The following is an 18,412-nucleotide window of genomic DNA, read 5'->3' on the forward strand; positions in this document are numbered from 1 at the left end:
AGGTTGGCTCTCTTAAAAGTATACTGGTTACCAGCGATCATAATCGGGGCATTAGGATTATGGTCGGTTATCTGGCTTTGGTCGGTCGCCGATGATTTCGGCCAGTTTACGGTCCGGAATGGTGGGACCGGAGAGGGCGGATTGCGCGGGGTGAGTGGATACTTCCTCTCGATGCAGACCATGCTTGGAATCCTGGGAGCCGTCCTTGCGTGGTTGGGGCGGTTCAGGTTGTGGAGTTTAGCTCCCATCGCGTTGTTCACCCTCCTGCAGTTTGGAGCTGGCGGTCGCGGACAGGCTGTATCTGGGTTGACCGCACTGGCCCTCTTGTATTTGTTTGGACGACGCAAGACCTGGCCCAATGCGTCTATTGTAACGTTGTTCCTTGTTGCAGCTGTCGTTTTCAATACGGTGCAGGCAGACCGAGGTCGCGGCATTCGCAGTCTGCTCGGGTTCGAGACCGAAGTTGTGGTCAAGGCAACTACTACGACCGGGCCCAAACCGAAACCACTCGAGACTATGGATCTCGCGAACATGGAGTTCTTTGAGTACCTCGTGTGGGCCATACCCAAGAGAACCGGCAGCTATGATTATTTTCTGAGTAACCTTCAGATTTTCACGGAGCCGGTCCCGCGTGCTCTATGGCCCGGAAAGCCATATGGTCCCCCGATAAAGATGTTTGAGCTTTTTCGGTACGGGAAGGCTCTTGGGGCAACATCCTCGGTGCCCGGGGCGGGATGGATCCAGTGGGGATACGCCGGCGTCTTCATCTGGAGCAGCCTGTTCGGCCTGTTCTATGGATGGATCTATAAAGTTTTTACACGTCATCATCGTAATGCACTTGTAGCTGTTGCTTACATGGTATTCCTTTCCGCTTCACCAGTTGCCTTTCGCGATGGAGCGATTGTCTCGATTGCTAAGCAGATGATCTTCTTCATGGTGCCGGTGTTGGCGCTTTGGTTCAGCGCGAATGTGATTTTAGAAAAGCGGTCCTTCTCTGCAGCTGGCGGATCTGGGAGCACGGTAAGTCCGTTTGAGCGGCGGCGAGGGCTCGCGGCTGGGGATCCCAGGCTCCGGCCCGCGAGTTGGAGCGCGGGCTCCGAGAACGACCTTGCACCAGAAGCGATGGCGCATACATTGTCTGGTCGCGTTGAACCGCGCGTACCGTCCCTTGGTTCGGCAGCAGGAGGGGCCGAGATGACGGCTGACAAGCCATTCACCAGGTCGCAATTGCGTAGACGGATCAGGGCGGCGGATTACGGATAAGGCTTCATTCGACGGGGCGCATCGGCATGATGGCGCTAGTCCCCTGGCGGCCACCACCGCGATCGCTCTGCGTGATCATGTCGGGATCAACGAGCCAATTCGCCGGATCGTATATGAACTCGGCAACGAACGCGTTGCCGTGACGGGTTTCGGGCAGGTCGATTAAGGCATGGCCACCACATACAAGTTTCAACCTCATGAGCGGCCGTTCCTGCCCGGATCGCCCGCTACGCCCGACCACCCGATGGGGCGACGTATCGCCTATTTCGCGATCGGCGTCCTGCTGGGGCTGACGGGCGGGCTCAGCAACGGGCTGCTGCTCGCCAACCTGCCGCAGATCCAGGGTTCGCTCGGCCTGACGCCGGTCGAGGGTGGCTGGCTCAGCGCGATCTATTCCATGACGAGCGTGTGCATGAGCATGCTGCTGATCAAGTTCCGGCAGCAATTCGGGCTGCAGCGGTTCAACCGGATCTTCCTGGTCGGCTTCCTGGCGGTCACGATCCTGCAGGTGTTCGTCCATTCCTACGGCGTGCAGCTGCTGACCCGCGCCGCGGCCGGGATCGTCGCCAGCGCGCTGACCACGCTATGCTTCTTCTACATTATGCAGGCGATGCCGGCCGCCGCGCGGCTCAGCGGCATGATCATCGGCTTCGGCGTGGCGCAGCTTGGCCTGCCGCTGGCGCGGATCATCTCGCCCCTGCTGCTGGCCGATGGTGATATCGGCAATCTGTTCGTGTTTGAACTCGGCATGACGCTGGTCTGCCTGGGTGCCGTGGCGCTGCTGCGACTGCCGCCGGCCGACCGGATCCCGGCGTTCGAGAAGCTCGACTTCCTGACCATCGCCCTGTTCGCGCCGGGCATGGCGCTGCTGTGTGCGGTGCTGGTGCAGGGACGGATCGTGTGGTGGACGACGCCCTGGCTGGGCTATGCCACGGCCGCGTCCATCCTGCTGATCGGGGCGGCGATGCTGATCGAGCACAACCGCGCCAATCCGCTGCTCAACACGCGCTGGATGCGCACCCGCAACGTGCTGCGGTTCATCGGGGTGGTTGTCGCCATCCGCATCCTGCTGTCCGAACAGAGCTTCGGGTCGACCGGGCTGCTGACCACGCTGGGCATGGGCAACGACCAGCTTGTCACCCTGAACCTGGTAATCCTGCTCGGCTCGATCGCAGGCATCCTCGCCGGCCTCCGGGCGCTGAACCCCAAGGATCTGTTATGGCCGGTGGTCGTCTCCGCCACGATCATCGCCGCGGTCGCCTTCATGGATGCCGACGCCACCAACCTGACCCGCCCTGCCAACCTATATCTCACGCAGGGTGTGCTGGCCTTCGCCGCGCTGTTCTGGCTCGGCCCGGTCACCATGGTCGGCATCCTGCGCGCCATTTCCCGCGGGCCGAGTCACCTCGTCAGCTTTTCCGCGGTGTTCGGCATCGCGCAGACCCTTGGTACCCTGGTGGGGTCCGCCGGGCTCGGCACGTTGCAGATCGTGCGGGAGCGGTTCCATTCGGCGGAGATCGTCCACACGCTTGGCGCGACAGATCCGCTGGTCCTGCAGCGCGTGCAGCAACTGGGCGGAGCCTATGCCCGCGTCCAGGGTGATCCTGCCCTGCGTCAGGCGGAAGGTGCCGTGCTGTTCGGCCAGCAGGTTTCGCGCGAGGCGAACATATTGGCCTATAATGACGTTTTCTTCCTGATCGGCGTTCTGGCAGTGCTGGTGGTCGTGTGGCTGGGCGGACGCTGGATCTGGTTGAAGGTCCACGGCATCAACCCGCTGGCGGAGGAACTGGCAGCCATGCAGAAGATGCGGGAACGCGCAAGCCAATGAACGAGACGACGCCAGAGCCCGAACGCATCTCCGCTCCGGCCCAGCCGGAGGAGCGATTGACCGACCCTGTGGAGGTCGCGGCCGAACCCGCGACCTCGCGCCGCGGCTGGGCCCCGCCGCGTGGCGGGCGGTCGGCCACGCTGGTCTTCGTGGGGCTGGTGATCGCGGGCGCGCTGCTGGCGCTCTGGGCCTGGGACCTGCCCCCCTTCCGGCGCAGTATCCAGACGACGGACAATGCCTATGTGCGGGGTCAGACCACGATCATCGCGCCGCAGGTGAACGGCTATGTGGTCGCGGTCGCCGTCCGGGATTTCGAGACGGTCGCGGTCGGGCAGGTGCTCGCCCGTATCGACGATCGCATCTATCGCCAGCGGGTGGAGCAGGCACGGGCAAACGTGGCCACCCAGCTCGCCAATCTGGCGAACTCACAGCAGAGCCGGCTTTCACGTGAGGCGGCCCTGGGTGGGCAGCAGGCGGCAATCGAGAGCGCCCGTGCGCAGCTGGCGCGGGCCGAGGCGGACATGCGCCGGGTGGACGAGCTGGTCGCCGAGGGCTCCGTGTCGCTGCGGGAGCAGGACCAGACGCGCGCCGCGCTCGCCCAGGCGGCAGCCGGCGTGCGCCAGGCGGAGGCGCAGCGCACGATCGGCCAGCAGGACGTGCGTGCCGTCACTGTCGGGCGTAGCGGGCTTGAGGCGGCGGTGGACAATGCTCGCGCAAGCTTGCGTCTGGCGGAGATCGACCTTGCCAACACGGTGATCCGCGCGCCGCAGGCGGGCAAGCTGGGCGAGGTTTCGGTCCGGCTGGGTCAGTATGTCACCGCGGGCAGCCAGCTGATGTTCCTGGTGCCGCCGACCGTCTGGGTGTCCGCCAACTTCAAGGAAGCGCAGACCGCGCGGATCCGGCCGGGACAGCCGGCGGTGATGAGCGTGGACGCGCTGGGCGGCGCGGACGTGCGCGGCACGGTGGAGCAGCTCTCGCCTGCCGCGGGCAGCGAGTTTTCCGTCATCCGGCCTGACAATGCGACCGGCAATTTCGTGAAGGTGCCCCAGCGGCTGACCGTGCGGATCAGGCTGGATCCGCGTGATCCGCTCTATCCGCGGCTGAGCCCGGGCATGTCGGTCGAGGCGCGCGTGGATACCCGCGCCAATCCCGCCGGTCCCGGTCGGACAGGCCGATGAAGCGGCTTGCATGTGTCGCGCTGGCGGCACTGGCGGCAGGCTGCACAGCGCCCGACCCGCAAGCGCCGATCGCCGCCACAGTCCTGCCCCCGCCGGCATGGCGCGACATGCCCGCCGCCGGCGGATTGGTGAAGGCCGAGTGGTGGAACCGGTTCGGCGATCCCGTGCTTGCCCGGCTGGTCGATGCCGCCCGCGCGAACAACCCGGACATCGCCATTGCGGTCGCCCGCGTGCAGGAGGCCCGCGCCAGTGAACGGCTGGCGCGGGCGCAGCTGTTCCCCTCCCTGGACGCAGGCGTCGGTGCCACGCAGGCCCGCGCGGTGAACCCGCTTGGCAATCCGGCGGAAACGGCCGGGCTGCAGCCGCTCTTCCAGGCCGCATACGAGGTCGATCTGTTCGGGCGCATCGACAACCAGATCGCGGCGGCCCGCGCGTCCTTCCTGGCGAGCGAGGCGGCGCAGGAGGCCACCACCCTCTCCGTCGCCGCGGCAACCGCCAGTGGCTATCTCACCCTGCGCGGGCTCGATGCCCGCCGCATCGTGGTGGAGAAGACGATCGCTGCACGCGCGGAGGCATTGCGTCTGGCGCAGTCGCGGGCGCGCGTCGGCTACACCTCGCAGCTCGAACTGCGGCAAGCGGAGGCCGAGTATCAGGCGACGGCGCAGATCCTGCCGCAGGTCGAACTCGCGATCCGGCGGCAGGAGAATGCGCTGAGCGTCCTGGTGGGCGATGCGCCGCGCAGCATCGTGCGCGGGACCGCGCTTGAGCAATTGCAGCTGCCTGTGGTGCCGGCCGGGCTGCCGGCCGACCTCCTGCGGCGCCGGCCCGATCTGGCGCAGGCCGAGTTCACCCTCGCGGCGACGGATGCGTCCCTGGCAGTCGCGCGGGCGCAGTTCCTGCCCTCGCTGCGGCTCAGCGGCGCGGCCGGGCTGACCCTGTCCAGTGCGCTGGATGATCCGGTCACGATCTGGTCGCTCGGCGCCAGTGTCCTCGCACCCTTGTTCGCGGGCGGCCGGCTGGAGGCGAATGTCGAAAGCGCAGCCGCCCGGCGGGACCAGGCGGCCTTCGCCTATCGCCGCACGGCGCTGACCGCGTTCCGCGAGGTGGAGGACAGCCTCGCCGCGGTCGACCGCCTGGCCGAGCAGGAGCGCGAGCTTGCCGCCCAGCGCGTTGCGGTGGCGGAGGCGCTGCGTCATGCCGGCAACCGCTATCGCGCGGGCTACGCAACCTATCTGGAGCAGCTCGATGCACAGCGCGCGCTGCTGAATGTCGAACTGAGCCTGGTGCAGACCCGCACCGACCGGCTGGCCGCCACGGTCTCGCTGTACCAGGCGCTGGGCGGGGGCTGGTCGTCGCAACCCTGAAGCATGATCGTCCCCGCCGAGAAACTCACGACGTCTGATCCCGTTGATCGCGCAACCCCTCAGGCCGCTGGAGCAGAACATGACAAGGCAACATCCGACCCGCCAGTCCGCCATCCTTCCGGGCGCCCCGGACGGCTTCGGCAAGGCACCCGTGCGCGGGGCGCAGGCATGAGCGGGCCGGCCCTGTTCCAGCCGCTGGCGATCGGCGGGCTCCAGCTGGCCAATCGCATCGTGATCGCGCCGATGTGCCAGTATTCGGCCGTGGATGGCTGCATGACCGACTGGCACCAGATGCATCTCGGCCAGCTGGCCCAGTCCGGCGCTGCGCTGCTGACCATCGAGGCAACGGCGGTCGTGCCCGCAGGACGGATCAGCTATGCCGATGTGGGGCTGTGGGATGATGCAACCGAGGCGGCGATGGGGCGCGTGCTGGAAAGCATCCGCCGCTGGTCGGACATGCCGATCGCCATCCAGCTCGCCCATGCCGGCCGCAAGGCCTCGACCGATCTGCCTTGGAAGGGCGGCGCGCAGCTGGCGCCGGACCACGTGAATGGCTGGCAGACGGAGGCGCCGTCAGCACTGGCCTTCACACCCGGCGATGCCCCGCCGACGGCACTGGACCGTGACGGCCTTGCCCGCATCCGGGACGCCTTTGCCGAAGCTGCCAGACGGGCGGCCCGGCTCGGCATCGATGCGGTGCAGCTCCACGGTGCCCATGGCTACCTCCTGCACCAGTTCCTCTCGCCGCTCTCCAACCGGCGCACGGACGAGTATGGCGGCACCCTCGAGAACCGGATGCGGTTCCCGCTGGAGGTGTTCGATGCCGTCCGTGCGGCCTTCCCGGCCGAGCGCAGCGTCACGATGCGCGTGTCCGGGACGGACTGGGTCGAGGGCGGCTGGGATGTGGCCGGCACGATCGCCGTCGCGCAGGCGCTGGAGGCGCGCGGCTGCGCGGCGATCCATATATCCAGCGGCGGGCTCGATCCGCGGCAGGACATCCCCGTCGGCCCCAATTACCAGGTCCCGCTTGCCCGCGCCGTGAAGCAGGCATGCGCCATGCCGGTGGTCGCGGTCGGGCTGATCACCGATTACGATCAGGCGGAGGCGATCGTCGGCACCGGCGATGCCGACATGATCGCGCTCGCCCGCACGATCCTGTATGATCCGCGCTGGCCGTGGCATGCAGCAGCCCATCTCGGCGGGCGGGTGAAGGCCTCGCCCCAGTATCTGCGGTGCCAGCCCCGACAGTATCGTGACCTGTTCGCCGCGCCCTGAAGCCGGGATCGCCGGCTTGGCCGTTGGCACCCGATGACGCCACGGCTATCGCGTGGCCCGGCCGTGGAACGCTCCGCAACCTTCCACCGTCCGGACTGCGCCGTTGCTGCACCTATTGAGCGAGATGTTTGAAGCATGACCGAACAGGCTGTAAATTCGGTGGAGGATCTCGTCGCGCTGTCGATGCTGGAGCAGGCACGACAGCTTGCACAAGGCTATGGCGGGCAGGGTCGCCTGTGGCAGCGTCCTTATGCGGAGGCCCGGCCGCGTGCTGCCTCTTCCATCGCCTCGGTATGGTTCACCGCCTATCCGCCAGCGATCATCACGGGCGCGGACGAGTCGGTGCTGAAGGTGCTGGGGGATGCGCACCTCTGGTCGGCGCTGTCGTCCATCGGTGTGCGGGCGATCCACACCGGGCCGATGAAGCGTTCCGGTGGCCTGAAGGATGGCGTCTACACGCCGACGATCGACGGCAATTTCGACCGTATCGGATTCGAGATCGATCCCGCCTTCGGCACGACGGAGGAGTTCGTCGCCATCAGCCGCATGGCGGCGGCGCACAATGCGATCGTCATCGACGACGTCATCCCCGCTCATACCGGCAAAGGGCCGGACTTCCGCCTGGCGGAGATGGGTCACTCCTCCTATCCCGGCCTCTACCACATGGTCGAGGTGCCGGAGGACGAGTGGGCGCTTCTGCCGGAGGTGCCCGAAGGCCGCGAGGCGATGAACCTTCCGCCGTCGACGGTGGATCACCTGCGCGAACGCGGTCTGATCGTGGGCCAGCTGCAGCGCGTGATCTTCTTCGAGCCCGGCATCAAGGAAACCGACTGGAGCGTGACCGGCCCGGTCACCGGCGTGGACGGCAAGGTCCGCCGCTGGGCCTATCTGCATTACTTCAAGGAAGGGCAGCCCAGCCTCAACTGGCTGGATCCCACCTTCGCGGCGCAGCAGATGATCATCGGCGATGCGCTGCATTCCATCGACCACATGGGCGCACGCGGCCTGCGGCTGGATGCCAACGGATTCCTGGGGGTCGAGCGGCGGGAGGACGGGCCGGCCTGGTCGGAAGGGCATCCGCTGTCGGTGGTCGGCAACGCCCTGCTGGCGGGCATGATCCGCAAGGCCGGCGCCTTCTCCTTCCAGGAACTGAACCTCACCGTGGACGATATCGCGGCGATGTCGAAGGGCGGGGCGGACCTGTCGTACGATTTCATCACCCGGCCTGCCTATCATCACGCATTGCTGACGGGCGATGCGGAATTCCTGCGGATGATGCTGCGCATGGTGCACGAGTTCGGGATCGATCCCGCCTCGCTGATCCATGCACTGCAGAACCATGACGAGCTGACGACCGAGCTGGTGCATTTCTGGACGCTGCATGCGGACGACATCTACGCCTATGCCGGCCAGACATGGCAGGGTCGCACGCTGCGGATGCACCTGCGCGATGTGATCCGCGAGAAGCTGTCGGGGCCCAACGCGCCCTACAACCTGCCATTCGTGACCAACGGCATCGCCTGCACCACCGCCAGCGTCATCACCGCGGCGCTGGGCATCACGGACCTGGAGGCGATCGACGACGAGGCGGTCGCGCTGATCCGCAAGGTCCATCTTCTGCTGGTGATGTACAACGCCTTCCAGCCCGGCGTGTTCGCGCTGTCCGGGTGGGATCTGGTGGGGGCGCTGCCCCTGCCGGCGGCAGCGGTGGCGCACCTGATGGGCGATGGCGATACCCGCTGGATCGAACGCGGGGCATACGATCTGACCGGTCGCAACCCGGATGCGGCCGTGTCTGCCGAAGGCATGCCGCGCGCCCGGGCGCTGTATGGCTCCCTCACGGATCAGCTCGCGCAGCCGGACTCCTTTGCCGCGCAGCTGAAGCGGCTGCTCGCCGTGCGGGAGGCTTACGGCATTGCGGCCAGCCGCCAGACGCTGATCCCCGACACTGTCGCTGCCGGGTTGCTGGTGATGGTGCATGAACTGCCCGACGGTCGCGGCACGCAGGTCACCGCGCTCAACTTCGGCGCCGAGGCGATCGAGGAAAGTGTCGCGCTGCCCGGGACGCAGCCCGGCCCGGTGATCGACATGATCGCCGAGACGATCGAAGGGGAACTGCAGGATGACGGCATCCTGACGATCAACCTCGATCCCTATGAAGGACTGTCGCTGCGGATCGTCGGTTCGCTGCCGACGATGTAGCGCGATGGACCGTGACCGGTGGATGCGGCGACCGGATCGGTCGCCGCATCCACCGGCAGGTTTGTCGAGCCTTCAGCCAGCCTGATCCGACTGGATCAGACGGAACAGCAGGACCGAGCGGCCGGTCACCTGGTAGGTCGACCCGACCTCGAAGCGTTCCTCGCCCGTGTCCGGGGCGTTGGTGTCGATCAGCCGCTCCCATCCGTCAGCGCCCGCCGTGTCGGGCAGCGTGAACTCTATGAGATCATGCCAGGCGTTGAAGATGATCAGCAGGGTCTCGTCCTCGCCACGCCGGCGCAGGCCCGTGACGCGTGCCCGCCCGTCGATCATCATGCCGATGCAGCGGGCATTGGCATCCTCCCATTCGGCCGCCTCCAGCTCCACGCCGGCGGGATTGATCCACGTGACGTCCTTCACGCCCAGCTCTTCATTCACCTCGCCCACCAGGAAGCGGGCGCGATGCAGCACGGGGAAGCGGCGGCGCAACGCGGTCAGCTTGCGGGTGAAGGCGATCAGCCCTTCGCCCTTCTCCTGGATGTCCCAGTCCAGCCAGCCGATCTCGCTGTCCTGGCAATAGGCGTTGTTGTTGCCGCCCTGCGTCCGCGCGAACTCGTCGCCGGCCAGCAGCATCGGGGTTCCCTGGCTCAGGAGCAGTGTCGCCAGGAAATTGCGGATCTGCCGTTCGCGCAGGGCGAGAATGTCGGCATCATCCGTCTCGCCCTCGACACCGCAGTTCCAGGACCGGTTGTCGTCCGACCCGTCCTTGCCATCCTCGCCATTGGCATCATTGTGCTTGCTGTCGTAGCTGACGACGTCGTTGAGCGTGAAACCGTCATGCGCGGTGATGAAGTTGACGCATGCCCAGGACCGCCGGCCGCTGTGGTTATATTCCTGCGGCGATGCACACAGGCGCGGTGCCAGCTCTGCCACGCTGGCCTCGCCGCGCCAGAAATCGCGCACGACGTCACGATACTTGTCGTTCCACTCGGCCCAGCCGGGTGGGAAGGACCCGACCTGGTATCCGCCCGGGCCGATGTCCCACGGCTCCGCGATCAGCTTGACGGCCGCCAGCGTCGGATCCTGTCCGACTGCGCGCAGGAAGCCGGACTGTTCGTCGAACCCGTGCGGCTCGCGGGCGAGGATCGTGCCCAGATCGAAGCGGAAGCCGTCGACATGCATCTCCTCGGCCCAGTAGCGCAGGCTGTCGGTGACCAGCTGGATCACGCGCGGGTGGCTGAGGTTGACGGTATTCCCGGTTCCGGTGTCGTTGATGTAGTATCGCGGCTGGTCCGGGAGCAGGCGATAGTAGGTCGCGTTGTCGATGCCCTTGAACGACAGCGTCGGCCCGAGCTCGTTGCCCTCCGCCGTGTGGTTGTAGACGACGTCGAGAATTACCTCGAGGTCGTGTTCGTGGAAGCGGGCGACCATCTCCTTGAACTCGCGCAGCGAATTGGCGACGTCGTGGGCGTAGCGGGGCTCCGGCGCGAAGAAGCCGATGGAATTGTAGCCCCAGTAATTGGCGAGCCCCTTCTCGACCAGCTGGCTGTCCTGCACGAAGGAGTGGACCGGCAGCAGCTCGACAGACGAGACGCCCAGCGCGGTGATGTGGTCGAGGACTGCCTTCTCACCCAGACCTGCATAGGTTCCACGCAGATGCTCAGGTACACCGGGATGGCGCATGGTGAGGCCCTTGACGTGCGCCTCGTACACGATCGTCTGGTCCCAGGGCGTGAAGCGCCGGTCCGCCTGGCCATGCCAGTCGAAATCGGGGTCGACCACGACGCACTTCGGCATGAACGGCGCGCTGTCGCGCTCGTCGAAGGTCAGGTCGTCCCCGGTTTCCATCTGATAGCCGAACAGTGCCGGGTTCCATTCCAGCGTGCCGGCATGGGCGCGCGCATAGGGATCGAGCAGCAGCTTGTTCGGATTAAACCGATGGCCTGACTCCGGCTCGTACGGGCCGTGGACGCGATAGCCATAGAACTGCCCGGGCTTCACGTCGGGCAGATACCCATGGAAGATCTGGTCGGTATATTCAGGCAGGGTGACCCGTTCGATCTCGGTCTTGCCGTCGGCATCGAACAGGCAAAGCTCGACTTTCGTGGCGTTCGCCGAGAACAGCGCGAAGTTCGTGCCTTGTCCGTCCCATGTGGCACCCCGTGGGTAAGGCAGACCTTCCTTAAGCTGAGCAGCGAAACTCGTCACATGCGTCTCCTTGTATGCGGCCCTCGCACAACCCGTAAGTGGCGCGTCGTATCCGCCGGCCGTTGACTATGAGGAGGAGAGTTGCGACGCAGCCGCGATGCAACCGCTCCGCATCGCACTCGAATGGTTTCTGAACCCCGATCACCTGCCGCTGATCGCAGCCCGCAAATGGCTGCGCGCAGAGGGCCTCGAGGTCGAGCTGATCGTGCCGGACGATCACTATGACGGGTTCGAGGCGCTGGCGGACGGCAAGGTCGATCTGGTGGTCAACGAACCGCTTCACCTGGTCGAACGGCGCGATGTCCGCCTGACGTCCCATGGCTGCTTCTTCGCCACGGACGGCGGCGTGCTGATGCACCGGGCGGCGCTTGAACGGCTCGCGTCCGGCGCGCAGCTGCGCATTGCCTCGCCGGTGTCGAACCCGACGACGGATGCACTGTGCAGGGACATCCTGACCGGATGGGCAGCGCAGCGGGGGCAGGTCCTGCGCGGCGATCAGGTCGGCATCGAACCTGCGGGCTTCGCCCATGTCGACAATCTGGCGGCGGGCTATGACGGGGCCTGGCTCGCCTTTGCAAATGTGGAAGGCGTATCGGCCGGTTTTCGCGGGCTGGACACGCAGCTCGAGACGACGGCGGAAGCGGGCATCCCGAACTTTTCGGCCCTCGAGCTGATCGGCGCGGCCGATGCCCCGGATGATGTGCGTGCAGCGATTGTCCGGCTGGTCGATACGCTTGCGCTGGTCACGCCCGAGCTGCGCGGCGACCCGGCCATGGCGCGCGATCTGTGGTACGAGGCGAGCGGCGAGCCACGCGAAGCAGAGGGCGATGCCATTGTGGAAGCATCCCTGACCCGGTTCCTCGCGCCCGTGCGACGTGACGTGGAAATGTGGCGGCCGATGTGGCGCTATCTGCAGGAGCGCGGCGGCGATGTGGTCGACCAGGCGCAGTTCGAGGCGATGTTCGCCTAGCGGGAGGCGCGACAGGCAGGATGATCGATCTTGCCGGGCCACAATCGACCCGCCCGGCCGTCCGGCCAGCATCCAAAGCCGGCGGAGTGCGTTGTACCCCCGAAGGAGGGGCTGCGATGTGCGTGGGCGATGACGAGAAGTGGATGCGCATGGCGATCGAGGTGGCACGGTCGAAGGGCTCCGACCCGGCAAGCTCCCCGCTAGGCTGCGTGATCGTGCTGGATGGCAAGGTCATCGCGGCCGAGCGCAACCAGACGCAGGAGCTGCCGGATGCGACGGCACATGCCGAGATGATGGCGATCCGCCGGGCGTGCGAAGGCATCGGGGAGATGGAGCTGCGCGGCGCGACGCTCTACTCCACGCTTCAGCCCTGCGGCATGTGCACGATGGCGTCGATCTGGTCCAAGGTAGGCCGGGTCGTCTACGGCGCCGGGCGCAACGAGGTGCACCGCATGTATTTCGAGGCCAGGCATGTCGATACATTGCACTTCATCGCGGATGCCTACCGCGACGATCTCGAGATCCACGGCGGCTGTCTGGCTGACGAATGCGCCGGGCTCTATTATTCGCCGGATGCCGACGTGCCGATCGAGGAACAAGGCAATCTATAGTGGTGCCACCATCCGGCGCAGCATGTGTCGACGGTGACCGAACACGTACTCTACAGCTTCCGGCGGTGTCCGTACGCGATGCGCGCACGGCTGGCGCTGGCAGCGAGTGGCACCCGCTACGAACTTCGCGAGGTGCGGCTGTCCGACAAGCCGATGGAACTGCTGTCGGCTTCTCCGAAGGGAACAGTGCCCGTTCTCGTGACGGTGAACGGGGCGGTGATCGATGAAAGTCTGGCGATCATGCGCTGGGCTCTGACGGCGCAGGATCCCGCAGGCTGGCTCATGCGCGACGATCCGGCGCTGATCGCCAGCAATGATGGCATGTTCAAGCACCATCTGGACCGGTACAAATATCCCGAACGTCACGGCTCGGCGCCGGCCACTCACCGCGACGGAGGCCTTCGCATACTGCACGACCTTGATGGGCGGATAGCCGGGGCCGGCCAGCTCTGCGGGCCGTTGCCGGGGCTGGCAGATGCCGCGATCATGCCGTTTGTCCGCCAATTCGCCGCGGTCGATCGCGACTGGTTCGACGCCCAGCCACTCCCCAGCCTCAAGATGTGGCTTGCAGGCCACCTCGCCTCGAACCTGTTCGAAGACATCATGCTGCGCGCGGAACCCTGGTCCAGCGGGGACCAGCCCATCATCGTGGACCGCACGGACAAAGGCAGCCCGTCAGGCAAACCGAGCCACGCGTCACCGGGTATCAGGTGAACAACGGACCGCCCGCTGGCACCGACGCCTCCGATCACGCGGTTCGCGTCAATCGACAGCCTGGTAGATCAGCGCCCGCAGCTTGCCATGATCGTCGATGTCACCGGCCGGCAGGAGCTGGGTCAGGTACACCACTGTCAGACCCTCCGCCGGATCGACCCAGTACTGGCTGTGATAGGCTCCGCCCCAGCCGAACTCGCCGGTCGAGCCGGGTTCGCCGGCGGCACCCGGATCGAGACGCAGGGCGAAGCCGAGCCCGAAGCCCATGCCGGGATCATATTCGATGTCCCCCAGATGGTTCGACACCATCAGCTCGACCGACTTGCGGCCGAGATAGCGCCGCCCCTCGAACTCGCCACCCTGCCGCAGCATCTCCAGGAAGCGACTGTAATCCGTTGCCGTCGAGAGCAGGCCGGCGCCGCCGGAATAGGCAATCCTGGGCCCCTCGACATAGTGCCCCTGCCCATGATGACCGCCACCCGCCCAAGCATCCGCATCCGCCGCCCGCATCAGGCCGTCTTGCGTACCCTCGTACACGACCGCAAGCCGGTCCGCCTTGTCGGGCGGCAGATAGAAGGTGGTGTCCTTCATTCCCAAGGGCGTGATCAGGCGCTGGTCGAGGAAGGCTTGCAACGACATGCCGCTGAGCTTCTCCACGATCACGCCAAGGATGTCGGTATTGTAGCCGTAGATGAACCTGTCGCCCGGCTGCCCGGCCATCGGCAGCGCCGCCATGCGGGCAACCGCCGCCGAGACCGGCTCGGCGCGATCGGCGAAGTACCAGCCGGCAAAGCCGGCGTCCCGCCACGCCTGCTCGGCCGGGCCTGACCCGTACGAGATGCCGGCGGTATGGGTCAGCAGATCCCGAATGGTGATCGGCCGCTCGGCCGGCACGACGTCGTAGCCGCCGGCAGGCCTGGCGACCGCCACGGTGGTGTTCTGCCATTCGGGCAGGTGCTTGCCGACGGGATCGCTCAGCAGCAGCCGGCCTTCTTCCATCAGCATCAGGACCGCGACGCTGGTCAGCGCCTTGGTCTGGGAGGCGATGCGGAAGATGCTGTCCTCCTGCATGGCATCACCCGCCTCCTTGTCGCGCCATCCCACGGCGTGCGAGAAGACGGGTCGCCCGTCCTGCCGGATCTGCACAACCGCACCCGCAAGGCGGCCTTCATCGACGTAGCGCTGCAGCTCCGCGCGCAGGCGATCGAGCCGCTCGGCCGAGATGTCCTGACGATCCTGCGCGACCGCGACGCGATCGGCCGTCTGCGCATGAACGGGGTTGGCAGTGCCCAGCCCGACCGTGGCGACGAGCAGACAGGTGGCGACCCGGCCTGCCGCAATGATTGTTTGCTTCATGGCTGCATCTCCCCCTCGATCCCCGGCCAGCATATAGGTGCAGGCATGGACAGCCCGATCATCTCACGCCGAGGCGTTTGCGTGTATCTCATACTGGCGGTCTCGCAAGCCGGGTGTACGCCGTCGGGGGCGCTTCAGGTAACCCCGATCGATGCCGAGGCGAACGGCTACCTCATGTCCGACGAGCTTGATCCCGGGCTCTATGACACGCGCTCGCGCAGGCAGTATTACACGCTTGCCAACCTTGATGCAGCACCTGCCGCCGCCACGCAGCGCAGGCTCGATGATTTCGTGCGGCGGCATTACACCCGAGACGCGGTCGCAGGCATCGATGGCCTGAGTGTCCTGTTCTACAACAGGACGGTGTTCGCCGATTATGCAGCCGAGATCCACGAGGCAGCGAGAAGCGATGCGGGCTTCATGCCCGGGTACCGCGCCAGCCTGGCTGCACAGATCAGGCTGGAGCGATTGCCCGGCGCGGCGGACAGATGGTCCCGATCCCGGATGCAGTATGTCGGGGAACAGCCGAGATTCCGGTCGGCGGACATCGTGACAAGTGACATGGTCTTTTCCGGCTAGGCATGGGACGCGGACAGGGCATCGCCGGACGCATTCCTGGTTGACGGCGCACGGATGCAATCCCGGGCGTGATCACCTGCATCCTGGATGCTAGTGTCGACACCTGCGCGCAGACGAGCGACGGAGGGCGACTCGGGGCGTCGCGCGAGCATACGGTCGGCGTTCCTCAGGCGGTGAAGAGCTATCGCACCTTTTGAACAGGATCAGGTCGCGTCGTACGAGACGCGTAGGGCGAGGCACGACATGCTCTACGCCACGCGCGGCTACCGATTCGCTCTCCGCAAGGGTACACGCCCGGTTGAAGCAGGTTCCCGGGTGACGCATCGAAGCCGCAGTGCGGGCACAAGCATCAGACACTTGTCTTTCTGCAAGTTTTAGGCTCGTGTCTCTGGCCTTGCTGGACTAGAGCGCAAACATTGAACCCGCTCCCAAGGAATCAGAAGGCGCGTTATGCAGATTATCGTTCGTGACAATAATGTGGACCAGGCCCTGCGGGCGCTGAAGAAGAAGCTGCAGCGCGAAGGCGTATACCGTGAAATGAAGCTGCGGCAGCATTACGAGAAGCCGTCCGAGCGCCGTGCGCGCGAACGCGCCGCGGCCGTCAGCCGCGCGCGGAAGGCTGATCGCAAGCGGGCCGAACGCGACAAGTAAGCCTCAGCGGCGGGCATCGACCGGGACGGGCAGGCGCTGGCCACCTGCCTGTCCCGCCGGTCGATCGGCCGGTGCGTGCCGGATGCGCTCGTCACCGTGCAGGGGAGCGAGCGCGTGAGCCGGCCGACCCACATCCTGGCAATCGACCAGGGCACCACCTCCACCCGTGCCATCGTGTTCGACGCGCATGCCCGCGCGGTCGCGATGGCGCAGGCGGAGCATGCACAGCTGTACCCGCAGCCCGGCTGGGTAGAGCATGATCCGGAAGCGATCTGGCGCGACACGCTTGCTACCGCGGGATCCGCGATCGGGCGGAGCGGTGTCGGCGCAGCCGCAATCGCCGGCATCGGCATCACGAATCAGCGCGAGACGGTGGTGGTGTGGGATCGGGCCACGGGCACGCCGATCCACAATGCCATCGTCTGGCAGGACCGCCGCACCGCCGAATGGTGCCGTCAGCTGAACGCAGACGGTGCCGAGGCCGAGGTGCGCGCCCGCACCGGCCTGCTGATCGACCCATACTTTTCCGCCACCAAGCTCAGCTGGATGCTGGACCATGTGCCCGGCGCCCGCGACCGCGCAGCGCGGGGCGAGCTGGCGATGGGGACGATCGACTCTTTCCTGCTCTGCCGGCTGACGGGCGGGGCCGTCCATGCGACGGACGTCACTAACGCAGCCCGCACCATGCTCTACAACATCCATGACCAGTGCTGGGATGAAGAGCTGTGCCGCCTGTTCCGGGTGCCGGTGGCGCTGCTGCCCGAAGTACACGACAATTCCCGCATCTTCGGCACGACCACGCCGGACCTGTTCGGTGCCGCCATCCCCGTCGCAGGAATGGCGGGGGATCAGCAGGCGGCCCTCTTCGGCCAGGCCTGCTTTGCGCCCGGCACCGTCAAGTCGACCTATGGCACGGGCTGCTTCATGCTGCTGAATACCGGGGCGGAGGCGGTCCGGTCGAACAATCGCCTGCTGACGACGCCCGCCTACCGGCTGGACGGGCAGATGACCTATGCACTGGAAGGATCGATCTTCGTTGCCGGGGCAGCGGTTAAGTGGCTGCGCGACGGTATCGGCGTCATCACCCATGCCAGCCAGACAGACGACATGGCGACCCAGGTTCCCGACAATCACGGCGTCTACATGGTGCCCGCCTTTGTCGGCCTGGGCGCGCCGCACTGGGACCCGGATGCCCGCGGCGCGATCTTCGGGCTCACGCTGGGTGCCACTCAGGCGCATCTTGCCCGCGCCGCGCTGGAGGCGGTCGGGTACCAGTCGATGGATCTGGCCGACGCGATGATCGCCGATGGCGGGGCCACCCCGAAGACCTTGCGGGTGGACGGAGGCATGGCGGCCAATGACTGGCTGTGTCAGTTCATCGCCGACATGATGGACGTGCCGGTGGAACGACCCGTGCATCTGGAGACCACCGCCCTTGGCGCGGCCTTCCACGCGGGTCTTGCAACCGGCGTATGGCCCGACATGGATGCGCTCGCTCGCACCTGGCAGGGCGGTGAGATATTCCGGCCACGCATGGACGCGGCCAGCCGCAAACGGCTTGCCAGCGGCTGGCGTGATGCCGTCCGCAAGACGTTGAGCACAGGCGCGACACCCAGTCCGGCGCCCTGAGCGTCTGTCGCCGGCATTGGCGCCCCTGCCGATGGTGTTGCCGGGCATCAGGTGGAAGATCGCTCGCAGCGCACCGTCGATCCATCGAGCTGAAGGCGAGTCGACCATCAGCCAAGCCTCTCCTGTACCGTTCCGTTACACCTGACGCCGAGGGCAGGTCACAATCCGGACAGCCACCCTAATCCGTTCTGTAACAAAGGGTTGTCCGCTCTCGCTTCATCCCGTTTTTCTAACAAACGAACGTCGAAGGCGGCATTCATCGTAACAGAACGTCAAAAAACAGCCCTAACACCGCCGAAACATACAACGGTTCGCATCGCCAAAGGTCGTATTTTCGCCAGGTCGGAGGGACTTGTGATCAAGATATGCGGGGTTGCGGGCGCTGGCCGTGGTGGCCGGCATCAGCGGCTGTATGCCTCGACCCTCGGCACCCTGCTGCTTGGGTCGGCTCTGGCGGCTTCGTCTGCTGCGCAGGCGCAAACGGGCGAAGCTCCGCTCCTGCCGGATGCGGGATCTGCGGCGGTTCAGGAGCCTCCGGCAGCAGCATGTCCGGTCACTGGCGCCCTGCGCCTCACCAATCCCGACAT

General features: G+C 66.2%; 14 protein-coding genes (1 of these 14 cut by a window edge). 12 read left to right on the forward strand and 2 right to left on the reverse strand.

What is annotated here, in order from left to right; translation table 11 throughout:
* The 6 genes from PK98_RS00040 to treS all read left to right on the forward strand — a co-directional run.
* Window positions 1-1,263, forward strand: partial view of an O-antigen polymerase gene (locus PK98_RS00040; RefSeq protein ID WP_152608480.1) — the 3' portion only. It extends 405 nt beyond the left edge of the window; only the last 1,263 of its 1,668 coding nucleotides appear in the window; the start codon falls outside the window, past its left edge; the stop codon is at window positions 1,261-1,263.
* Between the two features lie 169 nt (window positions 1,264-1,432).
* Entirely contained in the window at window positions 1,433-3,091 is a 1,659-nt protein-coding gene (locus PK98_RS00045; RefSeq protein ID WP_039093462.1) for an MFS transporter, read from the forward strand.
* Window positions 3,088-4,269 carry an HlyD family secretion protein gene (locus tag PK98_RS00050; RefSeq protein WP_039093463.1) on the forward strand — a complete coding sequence of 394 codons (1,182 nt, stop codon included), beginning with the start codon at window positions 3,088-3,090 and terminating at the stop codon, window positions 4,267-4,269. Before PK98_RS00045 ends, PK98_RS00050 begins: the two co-directional genes overlap by 4 nt.
* Window positions 4,266-5,633: an efflux transporter outer membrane subunit gene (locus PK98_RS00055; protein ID WP_039093464.1), complete on the forward strand. Its 1,368-nt coding sequence runs from the start codon at window positions 4,266-4,268 to the stop codon at window positions 5,631-5,633. The genes PK98_RS00050 and PK98_RS00055 overlap by 4 nt, the downstream gene beginning before the upstream one ends.
* Before the next feature lie 168 nt (window positions 5,634-5,801).
* Complete coding sequence (locus PK98_RS00060) at window positions 5,802-6,908, forward strand: NADH:flavin oxidoreductase/NADH oxidase (protein ID WP_039093465.1); 1,107 nt, start codon at window positions 5,802-5,804, stop codon at window positions 6,906-6,908.
* A gap of 135 nt (window positions 6,909-7,043) precedes the next feature.
* Window positions 7,044-9,110, forward strand: coding sequence for a maltose alpha-D-glucosyltransferase (treS, locus tag PK98_RS00065; RefSeq protein WP_039093466.1), 2,067 nt, complete (start codon window positions 7,044-7,046; stop codon window positions 9,108-9,110).
* Window positions 9,111-9,182: 72 nt separating this feature from the next.
* Here treS and glgX read toward each other — a convergent pair whose 3' ends face one another.
* Complete coding sequence (gene glgX, locus PK98_RS00070; RefSeq protein ID WP_039093467.1) at window positions 9,183-11,315, reverse strand: glycogen debranching protein GlgX; 2,133 nt, start codon at window positions 11,313-11,315, stop codon at window positions 9,183-9,185.
* A 97-nt stretch (window positions 11,316-11,412) separates the two neighbouring features.
* On the opposite strand from glgX, the gene PK98_RS00075 reads away from it, so the two are divergent.
* The 3 genes from PK98_RS00075 to PK98_RS00085 all read left to right on the forward strand — a co-directional run bounded on the left by PK98_RS00075 (window position 11,413) and on the right by PK98_RS00085 (window position 13,610).
* Window positions 11,413-12,285: an ABC transporter substrate-binding protein gene (locus tag PK98_RS00075; protein ID WP_039093468.1), complete on the forward strand. Its 873-nt coding sequence runs from the start codon at window positions 11,413-11,415 to the stop codon at window positions 12,283-12,285.
* 116 nt (window positions 12,286-12,401) lie between these two features.
* Entirely contained in the window at window positions 12,402-12,896 is a 495-nt protein-coding gene (locus PK98_RS00080) for a nucleoside deaminase (protein ID WP_039093470.1), read from the forward strand.
* A gap of 33 nt (window positions 12,897-12,929) precedes the next feature.
* Window positions 12,930-13,610: a glutathione S-transferase gene (locus PK98_RS00085; protein WP_407637611.1), complete on the forward strand. Its 681-nt coding sequence runs from the start codon at window positions 12,930-12,932 to the stop codon at window positions 13,608-13,610.
* 48 nt (window positions 13,611-13,658) lie between these two features.
* Here the strand turns inward: PK98_RS00085 and PK98_RS00090 are convergent, their stop codons facing one another.
* Window positions 13,659-14,966 (reverse strand): serine hydrolase domain-containing protein, encoded by a 1,308-nt coding sequence (locus tag PK98_RS00090; protein WP_039093471.1) that lies wholly within the window; start codon window positions 14,964-14,966, stop codon window positions 13,659-13,661.
* A gap of 45 nt (window positions 14,967-15,011) precedes the next feature.
* Between PK98_RS00090 and PK98_RS00095 the strand changes: the two genes are divergently transcribed.
* The 3 genes from PK98_RS00095 to glpK all read left to right on the forward strand — a co-directional run bounded on the left by PK98_RS00095 (window position 15,012) and on the right by glpK (window position 17,825).
* Window positions 15,012-15,545 (forward strand): hypothetical protein, encoded by a 534-nt coding sequence (locus PK98_RS00095; protein ID WP_039093472.1) that lies wholly within the window; start codon window positions 15,012-15,014, stop codon window positions 15,543-15,545.
* Window positions 15,546-15,995: 450 nt separating this feature from the next.
* Window positions 15,996-16,196 carry a 30S ribosomal protein S21 gene (rpsU, locus tag PK98_RS00100; RefSeq protein WP_039093473.1) on the forward strand — a complete coding sequence of 67 codons (201 nt, stop codon included), beginning with the start codon at window positions 15,996-15,998 and terminating at the stop codon, window positions 16,194-16,196.
* Window positions 16,197-16,271: 75 nt separating this feature from the next.
* The gene (gene glpK / locus PK98_RS00105) at window positions 16,272-17,825 is read left to right on the forward strand and encodes a glycerol kinase GlpK (RefSeq protein ID WP_407637592.1); all 1,554 of its coding nucleotides are present in this window, start codon (window positions 16,272-16,274) and stop codon (window positions 17,823-17,825) included.
* Window positions 17,826-18,412: the final 587 nt, after the last annotated feature.

Source organism: Croceibacterium mercuriale, from assembly GCF_000802385.1.
Classification (GTDB): Bacteria; Pseudomonadota; Alphaproteobacteria; order Sphingomonadales; family Sphingomonadaceae; genus Croceibacterium; species Croceibacterium mercuriale.

Bases quoted from the DNA above. Each gene is read 5' to 3' on its own strand.
- rpsU (WP_039093473.1), top strand. From the start codon at position 15,996: ATGCAGATTATCGTTCGTGACAATAATGTGGACCAGGCCCTGCGGGCG.
- PK98_RS00090 (WP_039093471.1), bottom strand. From the start codon at position 14,966: ATGAAGCAAACAATCATTGCGGCAGGCCGGGTCGCCACCTGTCTGCTC.
- PK98_RS00075 (WP_039093468.1), top strand. From the start codon at position 11,413: ATGCAACCGCTCCGCATCGCACTCGAATGGTTTCTGAACCCCGATCAC.
- PK98_RS00095 (WP_039093472.1), top strand. From the start codon at position 15,012: ATGGACAGCCCGATCATCTCACGCCGAGGCGTTTGCGTGTATCTCATA.
- PK98_RS00045 (WP_039093462.1), top strand. From the start codon at position 1,433: ATGGCCACCACATACAAGTTTCAACCTCATGAGCGGCCGTTCCTGCCC.
- PK98_RS00060 (WP_039093465.1), top strand. From the start codon at position 5,802: ATGAGCGGGCCGGCCCTGTTCCAGCCGCTGGCGATCGGCGGGCTCCAG.
- PK98_RS00080 (WP_039093470.1), top strand. From the start codon at position 12,402: ATGTGCGTGGGCGATGACGAGAAGTGGATGCGCATGGCGATCGAGGTG.
- treS (WP_039093466.1), top strand. From the start codon at position 7,044: ATGACCGAACAGGCTGTAAATTCGGTGGAGGATCTCGTCGCGCTGTCG.
- PK98_RS00055 (WP_039093464.1), top strand. From the start codon at position 4,266: ATGAAGCGGCTTGCATGTGTCGCGCTGGCGGCACTGGCGGCAGGCTGC.
- PK98_RS00050 (WP_039093463.1), top strand. From the start codon at position 3,088: ATGAACGAGACGACGCCAGAGCCCGAACGCATCTCCGCTCCGGCCCAG.